Origin of the sequence: Muricoccus nepalensis (assembly GCF_006438825.1) — a bacterium.
GTDB classification, from domain to species: domain Bacteria; phylum Pseudomonadota; class Alphaproteobacteria; order Acetobacterales; family Acetobacteraceae; genus Roseomonas; species Roseomonas nepalensis.
In genome coordinates this window covers 175,800-192,691 of the sequence record NZ_RCZP01000003.1, presented here as the reverse complement: position 1 = coordinate 192,691, position 16,892 = coordinate 175,800, and the positions used below count along the sequence as shown (strand labels likewise).

Annotated in this window: 14 protein-coding genes; 13 read left to right on the top strand and 1 reads right to left on the bottom strand. The window is 76.3% G+C overall.

Translation table 11 applies throughout. The features are described 5' to 3' along the window. The first annotated feature begins 236 nt into the window (after nucleotides 1-236). The 4 genes from EAH89_RS05390 to EAH89_RS05375 all read left to right on the top strand — a co-directional run bounded on the left by EAH89_RS05390 (nucleotide 237) and on the right by EAH89_RS05375 (nucleotide 3,405). Nucleotides 237-674, top strand: coding sequence for a hypothetical protein (locus EAH89_RS05390; RefSeq protein WP_140881768.1), 438 nt, complete (start codon nucleotides 237-239; stop codon nucleotides 672-674). Next, nucleotides 671-1,303 (top strand): hypothetical protein, encoded by a 633-nt coding sequence (locus EAH89_RS05385; RefSeq protein WP_140881767.1) that lies wholly within the window; start codon nucleotides 671-673, stop codon nucleotides 1,301-1,303. Before EAH89_RS05390 ends, EAH89_RS05385 begins: the two co-directional genes overlap by 4 nt. A gap of 365 nt (nucleotides 1,304-1,668) precedes the next feature. Then, entirely contained in the window at nucleotides 1,669-2,103 is a 435-nt protein-coding gene (locus tag EAH89_RS05380; RefSeq protein ID WP_140881766.1) for a hypothetical protein, read from the top strand. Nucleotides 2,104-2,400: 297 nt separating this feature from the next. Beyond that, nucleotides 2,401-3,405 carry a hypothetical protein gene (locus EAH89_RS05375; RefSeq protein WP_140881765.1) on the top strand — a complete coding sequence of 335 codons (1,005 nt, stop codon included), beginning with the start codon at nucleotides 2,401-2,403 and terminating at the stop codon, nucleotides 3,403-3,405. 34 nt (nucleotides 3,406-3,439) lie between these two features. On the opposite strand, the gene EAH89_RS05370 is transcribed toward EAH89_RS05375, so the two are convergent. After that, the gene (locus EAH89_RS05370; RefSeq protein ID WP_241666870.1) at nucleotides 3,440-5,746 is read right to left on the bottom strand and encodes a heavy metal translocating P-type ATPase; all 2,307 of its coding nucleotides are present in this window, start codon (nucleotides 5,744-5,746) and stop codon (nucleotides 3,440-3,442) included. A gap of 352 nt (nucleotides 5,747-6,098) precedes the next feature. Between EAH89_RS05370 and EAH89_RS05365 the strand changes: the two genes are divergently transcribed. The 9 genes from EAH89_RS05365 (at nucleotide 6,099) to EAH89_RS05325 (ending at nucleotide 16,871) form a co-directional block, all read left to right on the top strand. Then, nucleotides 6,099-6,872, top strand: a complete 774-nt coding sequence (locus EAH89_RS05365; RefSeq protein WP_140881764.1) for a helix-turn-helix domain-containing protein — start codon at nucleotides 6,099-6,101, stop codon at nucleotides 6,870-6,872. Between the two features lie 173 nt (nucleotides 6,873-7,045). Continuing rightward, nucleotides 7,046-7,678, top strand: a complete 633-nt coding sequence (locus EAH89_RS05360) for a nuclear transport factor 2 family protein (RefSeq protein WP_140881763.1) — start codon at nucleotides 7,046-7,048, stop codon at nucleotides 7,676-7,678. After that, complete coding sequence (gene mhpA / locus EAH89_RS05355) at nucleotides 7,675-9,150, top strand: bifunctional 3-(3-hydroxy-phenyl)propionate/3-hydroxycinnamic acid hydroxylase MhpA (RefSeq protein ID WP_206667456.1); 1,476 nt, start codon at nucleotides 7,675-7,677, stop codon at nucleotides 9,148-9,150. The genes EAH89_RS05360 and mhpA overlap by 4 nt, the downstream gene beginning before the upstream one ends. A gap of 24 nt (nucleotides 9,151-9,174) precedes the next feature. Then, on the top strand, nucleotides 9,175-10,023 hold the full coding sequence (locus EAH89_RS05350) for a fumarylacetoacetate hydrolase family protein (protein WP_140881762.1): 849 nt from the start codon (nucleotides 9,175-9,177) through the stop codon (nucleotides 10,021-10,023). Nucleotides 10,024-10,025: 2 nt separating this feature from the next. Continuing rightward, nucleotides 10,026-11,009 (top strand): VOC family protein, encoded by a 984-nt coding sequence (locus tag EAH89_RS05345; RefSeq protein WP_140881761.1) that lies wholly within the window; start codon nucleotides 10,026-10,028, stop codon nucleotides 11,007-11,009. A 34-nt stretch (nucleotides 11,010-11,043) separates the two neighbouring features. After that, nucleotides 11,044-11,991 carry a tripartite tricarboxylate transporter substrate binding protein gene (locus tag EAH89_RS05340; protein WP_140881760.1) on the top strand — a complete coding sequence of 316 codons (948 nt, stop codon included), beginning with the start codon at nucleotides 11,044-11,046 and terminating at the stop codon, nucleotides 11,989-11,991. A 44-nt stretch (nucleotides 11,992-12,035) separates the two neighbouring features. Then, nucleotides 12,036-12,989: a tripartite tricarboxylate transporter substrate binding protein gene (locus tag EAH89_RS05335; RefSeq protein ID WP_161993486.1), complete on the top strand. Its 954-nt coding sequence runs from the start codon at nucleotides 12,036-12,038 to the stop codon at nucleotides 12,987-12,989. A 151-nt stretch (nucleotides 12,990-13,140) separates the two neighbouring features. Beyond that, nucleotides 13,141-15,570 carry a penicillin acylase family protein gene (locus EAH89_RS05330; protein ID WP_140881758.1) on the top strand — a complete coding sequence of 810 codons (2,430 nt, stop codon included), beginning with the start codon at nucleotides 13,141-13,143 and terminating at the stop codon, nucleotides 15,568-15,570. A gap of 74 nt (nucleotides 15,571-15,644) precedes the next feature. Next, on the top strand, nucleotides 15,645-16,871 hold the full coding sequence (locus tag EAH89_RS05325) for an MFS transporter (protein WP_140881757.1): 1,227 nt from the start codon (nucleotides 15,645-15,647) through the stop codon (nucleotides 16,869-16,871). Nucleotides 16,872-16,892 lie beyond the last annotated feature (21 nt).

The window sequence follows — 16,892 nt, the reverse complement described above, 5'->3', positions numbered from 1 at the left end:
GAGGGGCCACGGATCAATCTGGCGGGCTGGAGAGCCGGCCGGCATTAACTCATTTGCATGCGCCGCCCAAGGCGTTCCGCGGCGCGTGCCGCCCGGCCCGTTACACGTTTCGAGCCCGGTTTTGATGCGCTTCTAACGCCCCCTTTCCGCCCGCGGCGTGCAGCCTGTCGCGACGCGCAGCGGCAGGCTGGCGGCGCGATGCCGAGGCCGTATTCCCGCAGCGGAGGAGGGCGATCGTGTCCTGGAGGTCGGTGACCGGCGCGTGGCTCGCCGCCTGTCTCTCGTCGTGGCCGGCCTGCCGGCCGGCGCTGGGGGCGGGGCCGGACGGCCTGCCGCCGGATCCGTCGACGGAGGTCGTCGCCTTCTGCCGCGCCGCGGGGAGCGCCTGCGAGTGCTCGCTGGAGGGCGTGGAGACCCTGCTCGACCCGGCGACCTACGCGCGGTTCCTGGCCGTCATGCACCGCGCCGGCGCGCTCACCGGGAACGAGCTGGCGGCGCTGGAGCGGCAGAGGCGATCGGCCTGCGACGCGCCCGCGGCCGGGACGGCGGCGACGGAGAGGCCCGCGCCCCGCGAGAGCACGGCCGGCCTGTCGACGCCCGTCGGGTCGCGGGCGTGGCACGGCGGCGGGCCGAGGCGGTCGGGCCCGGCCAAGACGCGGGAGGGCGCGCCGTGACCCCGGCGACGGACGGGGCGCGCGGGGGCATCGGGCGCGCCGTCGCTGGCGCCGGGGCCGCGGCGCGCGTCGCCGTCCTGGCGTTGGCGGGCCTTCCCGGCCTCGGCACGAGCGTCGCCACCGGACTGGAGACTCCGTCCGGTGCGCGCATGGAGGCTCGCTGGGTGGAGCCGGCCGCGCCGCCCGACGGGGGAGCGCCATCGCCGGGCCCCGTGCCGGCCATGCTGACGACGCCCGCCGCCTGGCGGCCGGGCGACCCCGCCGCCGTCCTGCTCGGCGAGTTTGCCGGCGCCGAGCCCTGGCGCGACCGGCTCGCGGCGGAGTTGCTGGAGGCGGGGGCGGCGGTGCTGGAGCTGGACGTGCACACCGCGCGCGGCCTCTCCGCCGACAGCGCTTTTCTTCCCCCGGCACCGGCGCCGGAGGACCTCTTGCCGGACCTGTTCGGCGCGTTGCGGATGCTGCGCGGGTTGCCGGCCGGCCCGGTCTCCGCCTTCGGCGTTCCCGGCCTCGGCGGCGCGGCGGTGCTGCGCGCGGGGGAGGAGGCGGCGCGCCGCTACCTGGGCCCGCTCGGGCCGCGCTTCGCGGCGCTCGCCCTGCTGGACGAGGACTGCGTGCCGGCGCTCGACTAGGCGGTGCCGGCCGACGGCGGGCCATCCCCCGGAGCCGAAGCGCCCGGCGCCTCCCCCGTCCGGCGCGCGGCCGCCTGGTCCGGTGCGCCCTTGATCGGCGCGGCCGCCCTCGATTGCGCCGTCGCGCTCGTAACGCCCGCGGCGCGCGGACCGCTGCGTCCCTGAGGCCCGTGCCGCCGCCCTTCCTTGGGGAGTGCCCTGGGTGCTCCCCGGCGGGTGACCTTCGGCACGGGCCGGGCGCGGCGGCACGGGGCAACCTCGTTCGGGGTCTCTTCCGCCCCAAGCCGGTGGAGGGTCGTTCCCGGCGCGGCCGCCCGGGCCATCCCGCGGCGACGGGCCGGATGGTGGAGCGAGGGGAACAGGCGATGCCGCAAGGGTCCGTCGCGCGCGACGCGGAGGCCGAGTGCCGGAGCCTCGCGTGGAGATACCTCTCCCGTTGCGGGCGGGCGTCCCTCGACGCCTCCGATCCGGTCGGCGAGGCCGAGCGGCAGCTGCTTGCGGCGATGCGCGTCCAGCGCTGCCGCGCCCGGCGGGAGGCGGCGACGAGCGGCGGCACGGCCCTCGCGGGGGTAGCCGCGCTGGCGGCCTGGATGGGCCAGGACCACCCGTCGGTCGCGGCCGACCTGGCCTTCCGGATGGTCAGCGCCCTGCCCCTGACCTGCTCCATCCTCGACGCGGGGAACGCGGCGGTCCTCCTCGCCCAGGCGTGCCATCTCAGCCGAATGGTCCGGGCCGGGCAGATCGGGCGGGCGCTCCGGCAGGCGCTTCTCCACCCCTCGTGGCCGGCCGGTGCCGGATGAGGCGCGCGGCCCGCCCGCCGGACCCGGGGCGGCGCCGGCACGCCGCGGCGGGCGTCACACGTTCCGGCGCCGGGTTTGACGGGGTTTTCACGCCCGGGGCGGGACGCCAGCCGTGATGCTCGCGGCGAGGGGCGGCGCGCGGCCGTCCAGGACCAGGATGGTCGAGGGGAAGCCGATGGGCATCGCGCGGGGCGCCGTTTCGTGGCCGGGGCAGCGAGTGGGAGCGGGACGGGCGCGCGCCGCGACGGCGGCCGGGCGCCTCCGGGCCCTACGCCGCGGGCGCCGGGCCGTCGGGCCATGAGCGCGGGACGGCTGCTCGCCTTCGCCGGGCGGAACGGGCCGGGGCTGCTCTGCGGGGGCGTGCTGATCGGGCTGGTCGCCCCGCCCCTCGCGGAGCTCGCGCGCCCGCTGATGGGGGTGGCCGTCTTCGTCTTCACGCTCGGCGCCTTCCTGAAGGTGGACGGGCCGGCCTTCCGCGCGGAGGCGGCGGACCGCGCCGGGCTCCTCGCGGCGCTGGCCTGGGCGACCTTCGGCGTGCCGCTCCTCGCCTTCGGCCTGCTGCTGCTCGCCCGGCCGAGCCACGACGTGGCGCAGGGGCTGCTGCTCACCGCGCTCGCCCCGCCGGTCGGCAGCGCGGCGGCCATCGCGGCCATGCTCGGCCTCAGCGCGCCGCTCGCCCTGCTGGCCACGGTCGTGGCGACGCTCGCCTCGCCCTTCTACCTGCCGCCGCTCGCCGCCGCGCTGACGGGCGCCGAGCTGGCGATCGAGCCCGTGGCGCTGGCGGGGCGGCTGGGCCTGATCGTCGGGGGCGCGGCGGGCGCGGCCATCCTCCTGCGGCGCTTCGCCGGCGGATGGGTGGCGGGGAACCCGAACGCCATGACCGGGGTCGCGGTCCTCGGCCTCCTGCTGGTGGCGGTGGGGGCGATGCGGGGCATGCGGGACGAGATCCTGGAGGCGCCCCTGCAGGCGGCGCTGCTGCTGGGCGTTGCCTTCCTCGCGAACGCGGGCTTCCAGCTCGTCGGGGCGCTGCTGTTCAGCGGCGTCATGGAGCGCACCCGCGCCCTCACCGTCGGCCTGGTGAGCGGCAACCGCAACATCACCCTCATCTGGTCCGCCGCCGCGCCCTTCCTCGCGGACCGGCCGGTGGTCGAGCTGCTGCTCGCGCTCGGCGTCTTCCCGATCTTCATGCTGCCGGTGATGACGCGGCGGCTGCTGGCCGCGCTGGTGGAGCCGGGGCCGGCCGCGGCCGGGACGGCGCGGACGGACGCCTCGACGCCGCTGCAGGAGCCGACGAAGCCGTGACGCCCGGCGTTTGCCGCGCGGGCTTCCGGTGCCGCTACGCGGCGGGTTTCCAGGCGAGCAGGCGCAGCGCGTTGAGCGTGACGAGCACCGTGGCCCCGGTGTCCGCCAGGATGGCGGGCCAGAGGCCGGTGGCGCCGATCAGGGTGGTGACGAGGAACACCGCCTTCAGCCCCACCGCAAGGGCGACGTTCGTCCGCACGTTCGCCAGGGTTGAGCGCGACAGGCCGACGAGCTCCGCCACGCCGGAGACCCGGTCCCGCAGCACGGCCGCGTCCGCCGCCTCGAGCGCGACGTCCGTGCCGCCGCCCATGGCGACGCCGACGGAGGCCGCCGCGAGGGCGGGGGCGTCGTTGATGCCGTCGCCGACCATCACCACCGTCCCGGCGGACCGGAGCGCCGCGATCTCGCGGAGCTTGTCGGCCGGCAGGAGCTCCGCCTTCGCCTCGAGGCCGAGGGCCTTCGCGATGGCGGCGCCGGTGCGGGCGTTGTCGCCGGTGAGCATGACGGAGTGGATGCCCAGGCGGGAGAGGGCGAGGATGCCCTCGGCCGCGTCGCCGCGCGGCTCGTCGCGCAGCGCCAGCACCCCCCGGACGGCGTTCTCGTCCAGGACCACGACGGCCGTCTTTCCCTCGGCCTCGAGGCGGGCGACGGCCTCGGCCAGGGCGCCGAGCTCCGCCCCGCCCTCCGCCGCGTGGCGCGGGCTGCCGACGCTCACGCGGCGGCCGCCGACCGTGGCGACGACGCCCTTCCCGGGCACGGCGCCCTGGCCGGAGGCGGGCGGCGTCGCGAGGCCCCGCGCCTCGGCCGCCGCCACGACGGCGCGCGCGAGGGGGTGGGACGACCCCTGCTCGACGGCGGCGGCCAGCGCGAGGAGCTCGGCCTCCGAGGTCCCGGGGGCGGGGAGGAGATCGGTCACGGTCGGGCGCCCCTCCGTCAGCGTGCCGGTCTTGTCGAAGGCCACGGTCGTCGCGGCGCCGATCGCCTCCAGCGCGGCGCCGCCCTTGATGAGGAGGCCGCGCCGGGCGCCGGCGGAGAGGCCCGAGGCCAGGGCGGCGGGAACGGAGATGACGAGGGCGCAGGGGCAGGCGATCAGCAGCACGGCCAGCCCGCGGTAGAGGCTCGTCCACCCGTCCCAGCCCAGCAGGAAGGGCGGCACCAGGATGACCAGCAGCGAGACGAGCATCGCCCCGGGGGTCCAGTAGGCCGAGAAGCGCTCGATGAAGCGCTGGGTCGGCGCACGGGAGGCGGTCGCCTCCTCCACCAGGCGGATGATGCGGGCGATGGTGTTGTCCGCCGCGCCGCGCGTGACCCGCACGCGCAGCGCGCCGTCGGCGTTGATCGAGCCCGCGACGACGGCCTCGCCGGGGCCGCGGGGGACGGGGATGCTCTCGCCGGTCACGGGGCTCTCGTCGAGGGAGGACTGGCCCTCCTCGATGGCGCCGTCGCAGGGGACGCGGTCGCCGGGCCGGACGAGGACGAGGTCGCCGACGGCGAGGCGGTCGGAGGGCACCTCCTCGGCCGTGCCGTCGGGGCGCAGGCGCTGCGCCGTCCGCGGCATGAGGCTGGCCAGCGCCCGGATGCCCGCTCGGGCGCGCCCGGCCGCCACGTTCTCCAGCAATTCGCCGAGCGCGAAGAGAAGGACGACGACGGCCGCCTCCTCCGCGGCGCCGATGACGGCGGCGCCGGCGGCGGCGGTCACCATCAGGGTCTCGATGGAGAAGGGCGTCCCGGCCCGGGCCAGGGCGACGGCGCGGCGGCCGAAGGGCACGAGGGCGACGAGCGTGGCGACGAGGAAGAGCGGGTCGGTCAGCCGGGCCGGAAGGACGAGGGACAGGGCGTAGGCGCCGAGGACCAGGGCGCCTAGGAGCCAGACGAGCCGGGCCTTGCCTGTCGCGTACCAGGGCCTGGTCGCGTCGGCCGGGTCGTCGTGGTCGGCGTGGGAATGGCCGAAGGCACCGCCCTGCGCGTGATCGCCGTGCGCGTGATAGCCATCATGCGCGTGGTCGTGGTGATCGTGGCCCGCGTGGTCGTGCGAGTGGTCGTGGGCCGCGTGGTCGTGGGCCGCGCGGGCGCCGGTGGTGGCCGCGTCGGCCGCCCCCTCGAGGCGCGTGGCCCGGTAGCCCACCGCCGCGATCTGGCCCTCGACGGCCTCCCGCGTCGCCCCGCCCGGGGAGAGCGTGGCGCCGAGCCGCTCCGCCATCAGGTTGACGGAGACGTCCGTGATCCCGGGCAGCCGGCTCACGGCCTTCTCCACCTTGGCGACGCAGGAGGCGCAGTCCATGCCCTCGACGCGCCATGACACGCGCCGCGCCTCGCCGCCCCCGTCCCGCACACCGTCCATGGTCCAGGCTCCTGCTGCCGTGCCCAGATACGACCCTCCCTGGGCCAGGGATCAAGGGGCGATCCCGCGGAAGGGCGGAAGCGGCGTTCCGGCCGGCGCCGCGCGGGGCCGGCGGGTGCCCGGGCGCCGGCGCGCCTCGCCTCGGCCCGGCCCTTGACCGTCGGGCCGGATTCGCTGGTGATCCCCGGCGCGGGCGTCGCCCGTCCTGCCTGACGAGGCCGCGCGCCGGAGGATGCTGTTGTCAGAAGCTGACGCGTTCGGCCCCGGTCTTGTGACGGACGGCGGTGCCGCCGGCGGAGCGGGGCGGCCTCCCGGGCCGCCCCGGCCATTGCCCGGCTGAGCCGGTCCTGCGATGCAGCCCAAGCCGATCCGCGCCCTGTCGCGGGGCCTGGACGTCCTAGCGGCGCTGAACCGCCTCGGACCGGCCAGCGTGCTGATGCTGGCGCGGGAGACGGGGCTCTCGCGCGCGACGGTGTACCGCGTCATGCAGACCCTGCTGGAAGACGGCTACGTGGCCCGCGGCGCCTCGGAGGACCGCTTCCTGCTGCGCCTCCGGGTCCGGGAGCTCTCCGAGGGCTTCGAGGATGAGCAGTGGATCTCCACTGTCGCCAAGCCCGCCCTGACGGCGCTGACCGCGCGCATCCTCTGGCCCTCGGACGTGGCGACGCTGGAGGGCACGCGCATGATCATCCGGGACACGACCCACCGCATCGCGCCGCTCTCGATTGACCACGGGATGGTCGGGCGGCGCCTGCCGCCGCTCGCGAGCACGGTGGGGCTCGCCTATCTCGCCCACGCGCCGGCCGCCGAGCGGGAGGGGATCCTCCGCCTGCTGGCGGGATCGGACGACCCGGCGGACGCCCCGGCGCGCGACCCGGCCCGCGTCTCCCGCCTCCTCGCGGCCACGCGGCGCCGGGGCTACGCGGTGCGGCAGGGCGGGGCGCCCTGGCCGCATACCGGCTCCATCGGCGTGCCGATCCGTCACGGCGGCCGCGTGCTGGGGTGCATCAACGTGATCTGGATGGCCCGCGTGATCGGCCGGGAGGAGGGCATCCGCCAGTGCCTCGAGCCCCTGCTGGAGACCGCCCGCCTGATCGAGCACCGGCTGGCCCGCGGCGAGGGGTAGCTGTCCACCGGGCGGACACTTCCACCATCCCGCTCGCGGCCCGCTCCGCGCCCCTCTAGGCTTCGCGGCGGCCGGAGAGCCACGGGGGAAGCGGGCATGCGGAGGAGGCGTCGGCGCGAGGTCGCCGCGGTGGCGGAACCGGTGGAGCGGCGGGCGGCGAGGGGCCTTCCCGGATGAGCGGGGCTTTCCCAATAGGGGCGCATCCCGGCCGTCCCGGCAGCGCCGCCGAGGAGGCGGACCGTGCCGCCATCCGCCGCTTGATCGAGGCCTGGGGCTTCGCGCGCGATTCCGGCGACTGGGACGCGCTGGCCGCCACCTTCCAGCCGGACGGCCGCATCGCCGTGAGCTGGTTCGACGGCCCCTTCGCCGATTTCGTGGAGACCCTCCGCGCGCGGCGCGGCGCCGCCTTCTCCAAGCACGTGATGTGCGGCAGCCGCGCGGCGCTGGACGGCGACCGCGCGCTGGTCGAGACCGACGTGCTCCTCGGCATGCGCGGGCCCGTCGACGGCGCCGAGATGATCGGGCAGACCACCATGCGCTTCCTGGACCGGGTGGAGCGGCGGGGCGACGGCGCCTGGCGCGTCCTGCGGCGGGACGCGATCTACGACCACGACTGGATGGTGCCGGCCCTGCCCGGCGGCGTCGCGCCGGCGCCCGATGCCGGGGACGCGCCGGGCCACCGCTTCCTCGCCTGGCGCCTGCGCCGCGCCGGGCGGACGGTGCCGGCGGACCTGCCGGGGCCGGGGAGCGAGGGCGAGGCGGCGCTGCGCGCCGGCGGCCGGGCCTGGCTGGAGGCCGGGGGGTGAGCGAGGAAACCTGGGACGTCGCCATCGTCGGCTACGGGCCCGTGGGCGCGGCGCTGGCGAACCTGCTCGGCGCGAGTGGCCTGCGCGCGCTGGTGCTCGAGCGCGAGGCCGCCGCCTACCACCTGCCGCGCGCCGTCCACTTCGACGACGAGGTGATGCGCATCTTCCAGTCCATGGGGCTGGCGGAGGCGATCCTGCCGGTCACCCACGTCTCCCCCGGCACGCGCTTCGTGGACGGGCAGGGGCGGCTGCTGCTGGACTGGTCGCGCTCCCCCGATGTCGGCCCGCAGGGCTGGAACGTCTCCTACCGCTTCCACCAGCCGGACCTGGAGGCGGTGCTCCGCCGGGGCGCGGGGCGCTGGCCCTCGGTCGCGCTGCGGAGCCGCACGGAGGTCTTCGCGCTGGAGCCGGGCGCGGAGGCCGTCGGGCTGCGCTTCGAGGACCTGTCGAACGGCCGGATCGGACGGGCCCGGGCGCGCTACGTCGTGGGCTGCGACGGCGCCCGTTCCCTCGTGCGCCGCTGGATCGGCGCGCCGATGGAGGATCTCGGCTTCCACGAGCGCTGGCTGGTGCTGGACGCGCTGCTCCGCCGGCCGCGCCCGGACCTTGGCGACCACACGGTGCAGCACTGCGACCCGGACCGCCCCGCGACCTACGTGCGGGGCACCGGCGACCGGCGCCGCTGGGAGATCTCGCTCCGGCCCGGGGACGACCTCTCGGCGCTCGCGCGGCCGGAGGGAGCCTGGCCGTTGCTGTCGCGTTGGATCACGCCGGAGGACGCGACGATCGAGCGATCCGCGGTCTACACCTTCCACAGCACCGTCGCCCGGCGCTGGCGCGAGGGACGCCTCCTGCTCGCGGGGGATGCCGCGCACCAGACGCCGCCCTTCCTCGGCCAGGGCATGTGCGCGGGCATCCGCGACGCCGCCAACCTCGCCTGGAAGCTCGCTCAGGTCCTGCGGGGCCGCGTGCCCGAGGCGCTGCTGGACAGCTATGGCAGCGAGCGCGCGCCGCATGTGGAGGGCTATATCCGCGAGGCCGTTCGGATCGGCGGGTTGATCAACACGACGGCGATGGAGGCGGTGGTTCCCGCGGCGGTGCTGCGCGGCGAGGCGACGGCGCGGCTGGCGCCGGTGCGCCCGGCGCTCGGCCCGGGCCCGGCCGCCGGCTGGGCGGGGCCGGCCGGGCGCCTGCTGTCCCAGCCGCGCCTCTCGGACGGGACGCTCCTCGACGACCGGGTGGGGCTGCGCTTCGCGGCGGTGATGCGGGCGGGCTTCGCGGCCGCCCTGCCGAACGAACTCTTGGACCGGCTCTCGGCGCACGGCGCCGTGCTGGTCGCCGATCCCGCGCCCTCGGTCGGCGCGATGCTGGACGAGGCCGGGGCTCAGGCGGTGCTGCTGCGGCCCGACCGCCACGTCCTGGGCGCGGCCCGCGACGCCGCGGAGATGCGCGCGCTGGCCGAGGCGCTGTGACGCGATGACGGGAAGGACGACGAGATGAGGCTGGTATCCTTCGAGGCGGAGGGGGGCGCGGGCTTCGGCCTGGTCGAGGGCGACGCGGTGGCCGACCTGACGGGGGCCTTCGCCGGGCGCGCCGCGGGGTTGCGCGGCCTCCTGGCGGCGGGGCTGCTGAAGGAGGCGCGCCACGCCGCGGCGAGCGCCCCGCGGCGCCCGCTCGCCGGGCTGCGCCTGCTCCCGGTGATCCCCGATCCCGACAAGATCATCTGCGTCGGCCTGAACTACCGCGACCACGTCGCCGAGACCGGCCGCACCGAGACGCCGGAGCCCGCCCTCTTCGCGCGCTTCGCCGGCAGCCAGGTCGGGCACGGGCAGCCGCTGGTGCGGCCGAGGGTCTCCGAGCGCTTCGACTACGAGGGCGAGCTCGCCGTCGTGATCGGGACGGCCGGGCGGCACGTCGTGGAGGGCGACGCGCTGGCGCACGTGGCGGGCTACGCCTGCTACAACGAGGGAAGCGTGCGGGACTGGCAGATGCACACGACCCAGTTCCTTGCGGGCAAGACCTTCGCGGGCACCGGCGCCTTCGGGCCCTGGCTGGTGACGTCGGACGAGATCCCCGACCCCTCCACGCTGACGCTGGAGACGCGGCTGAACGGGCAGGTGGTGCAGCGCACGACCACCGACCTGATGATCACCGGCGTGCCGCGCCTCATCGCCTACATCTCCACGATCCTGCCGCTGCTCCCGGGCGACGTCATCGTCTCCGGTACGCCGGGCGGCGTGGGCGCCAAGCGGAACCCGCCGCTCTGGATGAAGCCGGGGGACGTGGCGGAGGTGGAGATCTCCGGCATCGGCGTCCTGCGCAACCCCGTCGTTCAGGAGGCCTAGCCATGGCGATCCAGTCGCTCGGCTACATGGTGATCGGCTCGGACCGGCTCGCGGACTGGGACGACTTCGCGACGCGCCTGCTGGGCATGCAGGCCGTGGACCGCGGCGGCGGCCTGCGGGCCTTCCGCATGGACGACCGGAGCCAGCGCCTCCTCGTCTCGGACCGCGCCGCCCCCGCGACGATCGGGTGGGAGGTGGAGGACGCCGCGGCCCTCGACGCCCTAGCGGCACGGCTGGAGGCGGCGGGCACGCCTGTCGCGCGCGGGTCGCGCGCGCTGGCCGCCGAGCGGCAGGTGGCGGACCTCATCCTCTTCCAGGACCCGCAGGGCACGCGGCTGGAGGCCTTCCACGGCCCCGTGCGGGCGGACGGCCCCTTCGTGCCCGGCCGCGCGATCACGGGGTTCCGCACGGGGCCGCTCGGCATGGGCCACGCGGTGTTGCACGTGGCGGACGCGGACGCGCTCATCCCCTTCTATCGCGACGTGCTCGGCTTCGCCGTGACGGACTGGTCGCGCCATCCCTACCCCCTCTACTTCTTCCACATGAACGGGCGGCACCATTCCTTCGCGATGGTGGGCTCCGGCCGCTCTGGCCTGCACCACTTCATGGTGGAGCTCGGCGCGCTCGACGACGTGGGGCAGGGGCACGACCTCGCGCGCACGGAGGAGGGGCGGCTGGCCTTCGGGCTGGGCCGCCACACCAACGACCACATGACCTCCTTCTACGCCACCACGCCGTCCGGCTTCTTCGTCGAGTACGGCTGGGGGGCGCGCGTGATCGACCCGGCGACCTGGCGGGCGCACGAGACCTTCGACGGCCCGACCCTCTGGGGGCACGAGCGCTTCCACCTGCCGGAGGAGGGGCGGGCGCGGATGCGCGAGATCGCGATGGACGCCGCCCGCCGCGGCGTGCGCGCGCCGGACCCGAGGCCCGGCCCCTTCAGCTCGGGCTGCGCCTGGGCCGACGCCGTGATCGCGCAGGAGTAGGAACGTGGGACCGCGTGACGGGACGGGGAGAAGGATGATCGGACGACGCGCCCTTGCCGCGATGCTGGCGGCGCCGCACCTGGCCTGCGCGCAGGAGGCCTTTCCCTCCCGCCCGCTCCAGGTGGTGAACCCCTACCCGGCCGGGGGCGCCACGGACCTCATGGCGCGCGCCCTGGCGGCGGGGCTGCAGGCGCGGCTCGGCCAGCCCGTGGTGGTCGTGAACCGGGACGGCGCGGCGGGGGCGGTCGGCACGCTCGGCGTCGCCCGCGCGGCGGCGGACGGGTACACGCTGGCCTTCGTGCCGGCCCTCGTGCTGTCGGTGCTGCCGGTGACCCAGCCCAACTCGGGCTTGCGGCCGGACTCGCTCCGCCCGGTCTGCCAGATGTTCGCCAACGCCCAGGCGATCGCGGTGCGGGCGGATTCGCCGCTGCGCGGCCTGGCGGACCTCGTCGCCGCGGCCCGGGCCGCGCCGGGGGCCGTGACCTACGGCTCGCTCGGCATCGCCTCCATCCCGCACCTCGCGATCCTGCAATGGGCGCGCGCGGCAAGGATCGAGATGACGCACGTGCCCTACCGCGGCGACGGCGCCGTCATGACGGACGCGCTGGCCGGGCGGATCGACTTCGCGGCCATCGTGCTCGGCTCCGCCTCCGGGCGCACGGACATGCGACTGCTCGCCGTCTTCGACACGGCGCGCAACCCCGCCTTCCCGGAGGTGCCGACCGCGGCGGAGCAGGGCTTCGACGTCGCCCCCACCAGCTTCGGCGGGCTGATGGCGCCCGCGGGCACGCCGGCGGAGCGTGTCGCGCTGCTGGAGGCCGCCTGCGCGGCGGTGGCCGCGGAGGAGGGCTACCGCGCGGCCGCCCGGCGGGCGCTGCAGCCGGACGCCTACCACGCCGGCGCCGCCGCCTTCGCCGCGCGGCTGGCGCGGGACGTCGCGGAGAAGGCGGAGCTTCTGCGGGCCATCGAGCCGGCCCGATGACCGGAACGGAGCGCCCCGCGAGGGGCCTTGGGGAGGAGACAGGCATGATCACGCGCAGGACCCTCGGCATCGCCGGGATGGCCGCGTTCGCCGCCCGCGCGGCGCGGGCGCAGGAGGGCGTGCCGCGGGCCGTGACGCTCATCGTCCCCTTCTCCGCCGGCAGCGTCGTGGACATCATGGCCCGGCCCTTCGCGGAGGCGCTGCGCGCGTCGCTGGGCGGCGGCGCCTCCGTGGTGGTGCTGAACCGCGACGGCGGCGGCGGCGCGGTCGGCGCGGCGGCGACGGCGGCGGCGAAGCCGGACGGGGCGACGCTCTACTTCGGTCCCTCGGGCATGGTGACGACGCTGCCCTTCCTCGTGCGCGGCCTGCCTTACGCCTGGGGCGCGCTGGAGCCGGTCTGCCAGACCTTCGAGAACATCTTCGTCGTCGCCGTCCCGGCGAGCTCGCCTTTCCGCGCGCTTCCCGACCTCGTCGCGGCGGCGCGGGCACGGCCGGACGCGCTCTCCTGGGGCGACGCGGGGCCGGGCACGGTCGGCAACCTCGTCGCGCTCGAGCTGTCGCGCCGCAACGGGCTGCGCATGACCCACGTGCCCTACCGCAACTCGCCGCAGATGATCCTCGACACGCAGTCGGGCGCCCTGGCCTTCTCCATGTCGACCTTCGCCACGGTGCGGGGGACCGACCTGCGCGTGCTGGCGGTCGTCGCCGACGAGCGGCAGCCGGCGCTGCCCGAGGTGCCGACGCTCAAGGAGCTCGGCCAGCCCGTGGAGTGGCGAGGCTTCGGCGGCATCATGGCGCCGCGCGGCGTGCCCACGGCCCTCCTGCAGCGGCTGGAGGGCGCCTGCCTGGAGGCGGTGCGGAGCGCGGGGTACCGCGAGATGGCCGCGCGCACCGGGCAGATCGCGCCGCCGCTCGGCGCGGCCGCCTTCGGGACGCGGCTGGAGGAGGAGTATCGCAGCGCGGCCAGCTTCCTCCGCGAGATCGGCCTCGCGCCCTAGGCCATCGGGGGCGGCGCTGGCGCGGGACGAGAGGCGCCGGTCCCCGCGCCTGGAAGGGCCGGACGGTTGCGGGAGCGCGACCAACCGGGGCGGAGGGTGACGGGCGGCGGGAAGGTGGCCTAGGCTTCGTCCAACAAAACCGGAGGAAACGATGAGGCCCACGGCACGCGCGCGCCTGGCGACGGCGCTTCTCCTCGCCGCGCCGCTGCCGGCCCTCGCGCAGGCGCTGCCCGCCGCCGCGCCGGCGGCGGTCGCGGAGGAGCGCGTCGCCGTTCCTGGGCTGCGCTCCGCCGCCGAGATCCTCGTGGACCGCTGGGGCATCCCGCACATCACCGCCGCCAGCCAGGACGACGCCTACTTCGCGCAGGGCTTCAACGCGGCGCGCGACCGCCTCTGGCAGATCGACCTTTGGCGCCGGCGCGGCCTCGGCCTGGTCAGCGAGGCCTTCGGCCCGGCCTATGTCGAGCAGGACCGGGCGGCGCGGCTGTTCCTCTACCGCGGCGACATGCGGACGGAATGGCTCTCCTACGGCAACGGCGCGCGCCGGGCGGCGACGCGCTTCGCGGAGGGGGTGAACGCCTATATCCGCTGGGCCAGGGCCGATCCTGCGCGCCTGCCGGCGGAGTTCCGCCAGTTCGGCTACGAGCCCGGCGAGTGGGCGCCGGAGGACGTCGTCCGCATCCGCTCCCACGGGCTGACGCGCAACGTGCAGTCGGAGCTGCGGCGCGCCCAGGTCCTGTGCGGCGCGGACGCCGCGACGGACACGATCCGCCAGCGCCTGGACCCGCCGGACCCGGCGCCGGTGGTGCCGGAGGGTCTGGACCCCTGCGCCGTGCCCGCGAACGTGCTCGACGTCTTCGAGCTGGCGACGCGGAACGTGCCCTTCACCTCGGCCGAGCGCCGGGCGGACGCGGGCGGCGAGGGGGAGCGGCGCCTCGGCGAGGCCGAGCCCTACGAACTCTCCACCATCGGCTCCAACAACTGGGTCGTGGCGGCGAGCCGCACGGCGACGGGCCGGCCGCTGCTCGCGAACGACCCGCACCGGGCGCACGGTACCCCCTCGCTGCGCTACGTGGTTCACCTCACGGCGCCCGGGATGGACGTGATCGGCGCGGGGGAGCCGGCGCTGCCGGGGATCTCGATCGGGCACAACGGCACGGTCGCCTTCGGGCTGACGATCTTCGCCATGGACCAGGAGGACCTCCTCTTCTACGAGACCGACGCGGCCGACCCGGGCACCTACCGCTACCGCGGCCGGAACGAGTCGATGCGCGTCGTCCGCGAGGCCATTCCCGTGCGCGGCGAGGCGCCGCGGGAGGTGACGCTGAAGTTCACGCGCCACGGACCCGTCGTGCTCGAGCAGGCGGACCGCAACCGGGCCTGGGCGGTGCGCAGCGTGTGGCTGGAGCCCGGCACGGCGCCCTATTTCGGCGGCCTGGACTACACGAGGGCGCGCAACGTCGACGAGTTCCTCGGCGCCATGGACCGCTGGGGCGCGCCCTCGGAGAACCAGGTCTACGCCGATACCGCCGGCACCATCGCCTGGGTGCCGGGCGGGCTGATGCCGCGGCGCCCGAACTGGGACGGGCTGCTGCCCGTGCCGGGGGACGGGCGCTACGAGTGGGACGGTTTCCTGGACCGCTCCGAGATGCCGGCGTCGGTCAACCCGCCGGCCGGCTTCGTGAACACCTCCAACGAGAACAACCTGCCCGAGGGCTACCCGGCCGCGCTGATCGGCCGGGAATGGTCGGACCGCTCGCGCTTCGAGCGGTCGCGGGAGGTTCTGGCCGCCACGCCGCGGCTGCGGGTGGAGGACGCGCAGGCGTTGCAGATGGATGTCGTCTCCCAGCACGGGCTCCGCCTCCAGCGGGTGCTGGCCGGCCTGCGGACGGAGGACCCGGCCCTGCGGGACGCGATCGCCTGGATCGGCGCCTGGGACGGGCGCCTGACCGAGGAGAGCCCGCAGGGCGCGCTGATGGAGCTCTGGTCCACGCGCCACCTCCGCCCCGCCATCGTGGCCGCGGCCGTGCCCGAGCCGCTGCGGGCGGTGGTCGGCGCCGGCGACGTGCGCACGGCGGTGGAGCTGATGGAGAGGCCGGACGCCCGGCTGGGCGCCGATCCGCCGGGGCGCCGCGACGCCATCCTCGCGGAGAGCCTGCGCGCCGCCCTGGCCGATGCCGCGGCGCGGATGGGGGCCGACCGGAACGCCTGGGCCTGGGGGCGCGTGCACACCGTGCAGTTCGACCACCCGATGGCCGCCTGGATGGACGAGGCGACGCGCGCTCGCTTCCGGGTCGGGCCCATGCCCAAGGCGGGCAGCGGCTTCACGGTCTCCGCCGCGACCTACGCGCCGGGCAGCTTCCGGCTGACGGCCGGGGCCTCCTTCCGGATGGTCGTGGACGTCGGCGCCTGGGACAACAGCCGCGTGGTCAACACGCCCGGCCAGTCCGGGGATCCCTCGACGCCGCACTACCGCGACCTGTTCGAGGCCTGGCGCACGGGCGGCTACGTGCCGATGCTCTACAGCCGCCCCGCCGTGGAGGGCGCGGCCGAGCGGCGCATCGCGCTGGTTCCGGGCTGACGGCGGGCCGGGCGGCGCGGGCCGCGCGGGTGCCCGTCGCGGAAGCCGCGGGGCGGAGACGGGAAGGAGAGAGGGTGCCGAAGGAAAGCGTGGCGGACTCGTCCTATGCCTGGTGGCGCCTGGTGGCGGCGGTGCTCCTGGCGACGATCGGCGGGATCGGGCTCTGGTCCATCGTGGTCGCGCTTCCGGCGCTCCAGGCGGAGTTCGGCGTGGCGCGCGCCGACGCCTCGCTGCCCTACACCCTCACCATGCTCGCCTTCATGGTGGGCGGCGTGGGCATGGGGCGGCTGGCGGACCGCTTCGGCGTCGTGGTGCCAGTGGTGATCGGCGCGCTGGCGCTGGGCGCCGGCTACGTCGCCACGGCCTTCGTCTCCGACCTCCGGCAGTTCGGGATCCTCTACGCGCTCCTGGTCGGGGGGCTGGGCAGCTGCGCGGTCTTCGGACCGCTGGTGGCGGACACCTCCTTCTGGTTCACGCGGCGGCGGGGCATCGCGGTGGCGCTCTGCGCCAGCGGCAACTACTTCGCCGGCGCCGTCTGGCCGCCGATCCTCCAGCACTTCATCGCGGCCCATGGCTGGCGCGCGACGCATGTCGGCATCGGGCTGTTCTGCGTGGTCACCATGCTGCCGCTGGCGCTCGCCCTGCGGCGGCGGCCGCCGGTGCAATCCGCCGGCGGCAACGGGCGGGCGACCGACGGACTGGTGCGGCTCGGGCTCTCGCCGAACGCGCTGCAGGCGCTGCTGATGCTGGCGGGCGTCGCCTGCTGCGTGGCGATGGCGATGCCGCAGGTGCACATCGTGGCCTACTGCACCGACCTCGGCTACGGCCCGGCGCGCGGGGCGGAGATGCTGTCGCTCATGCTCGGCTTCGGCGTCGTCAGCCGCCTCGTCTCGGGCGCCATCACCGACCGGGTCGGCGCGCCGGTCATGCTGCTGCTCGGCTCGGGGCTGCAGGCGGTGGCGCTGGCGCTGTTCCTCCGCTTCGACAGCCTTGCGGCGCTCTACGTCCTCTCCGCGGTCTTCGGCCTCTTCCAGGGCGGCATCGTGCCAAGCTACGCGGTCATGGTCCGGCAGTTCTTCCCCTCGGCCCAGGCCGGGCTGCGGGTCAGCCTCGTGCTGTCCGCGACGCTGGCCGGCATGGGGCTGGGCGGCTGGCTCTCGGGCGCGATCTTCGACGCGACGCTCAGCTACCGCTGGGCGGTGGTGAACGGCATGGGCTGGAACCTGCTCAACCTGGCCATCGCGGCCTGGATTGTCGTCCGGCTGCGGGGCCGGCCGGCGGCGGTGGCCGTCAGTCCCTGAATCCTGCCCCCCGGTGCCAGG

Coding starts and splice junctions, on each gene's coding strand:
- EAH89_RS05350 (WP_140881762.1), top strand. CDS start 9,175: ATGAGGCTGGTATCCTTCGAGGCGGAGGGGGGCGCGGGCTTCGGCCTG.
- EAH89_RS05375 (WP_140881765.1), top strand. CDS start 2,401: ATGAGCGCGGGACGGCTGCTCGCCTTCGCCGGGCGGAACGGGCCGGGG.
- EAH89_RS05335 (WP_161993486.1), top strand. CDS start 12,036: ATGATCACGCGCAGGACCCTCGGCATCGCCGGGATGGCCGCGTTCGCC.
- EAH89_RS05345 (WP_140881761.1), top strand. CDS start 10,026: ATGGCGATCCAGTCGCTCGGCTACATGGTGATCGGCTCGGACCGGCTC.
- EAH89_RS05370 (WP_241666870.1), bottom strand. CDS start 5,746: ATGGACGGTGTGCGGGACGGGGGCGGCGAGGCGCGGCGCGTGTCATGG.
- EAH89_RS05330 (WP_140881758.1), top strand. CDS start 13,141: ATGAGGCCCACGGCACGCGCGCGCCTGGCGACGGCGCTTCTCCTCGCC.
- EAH89_RS05380 (WP_140881766.1), top strand. CDS start 1,669: ATGCCGCAAGGGTCCGTCGCGCGCGACGCGGAGGCCGAGTGCCGGAGC.
- EAH89_RS05340 (WP_140881760.1), top strand. CDS start 11,044: ATGATCGGACGACGCGCCCTTGCCGCGATGCTGGCGGCGCCGCACCTG.
- EAH89_RS05360 (WP_140881763.1), top strand. CDS start 7,046: ATGAGCGGGGCTTTCCCAATAGGGGCGCATCCCGGCCGTCCCGGCAGC.
- EAH89_RS05365 (WP_140881764.1), top strand. CDS start 6,099: ATGCAGCCCAAGCCGATCCGCGCCCTGTCGCGGGGCCTGGACGTCCTA.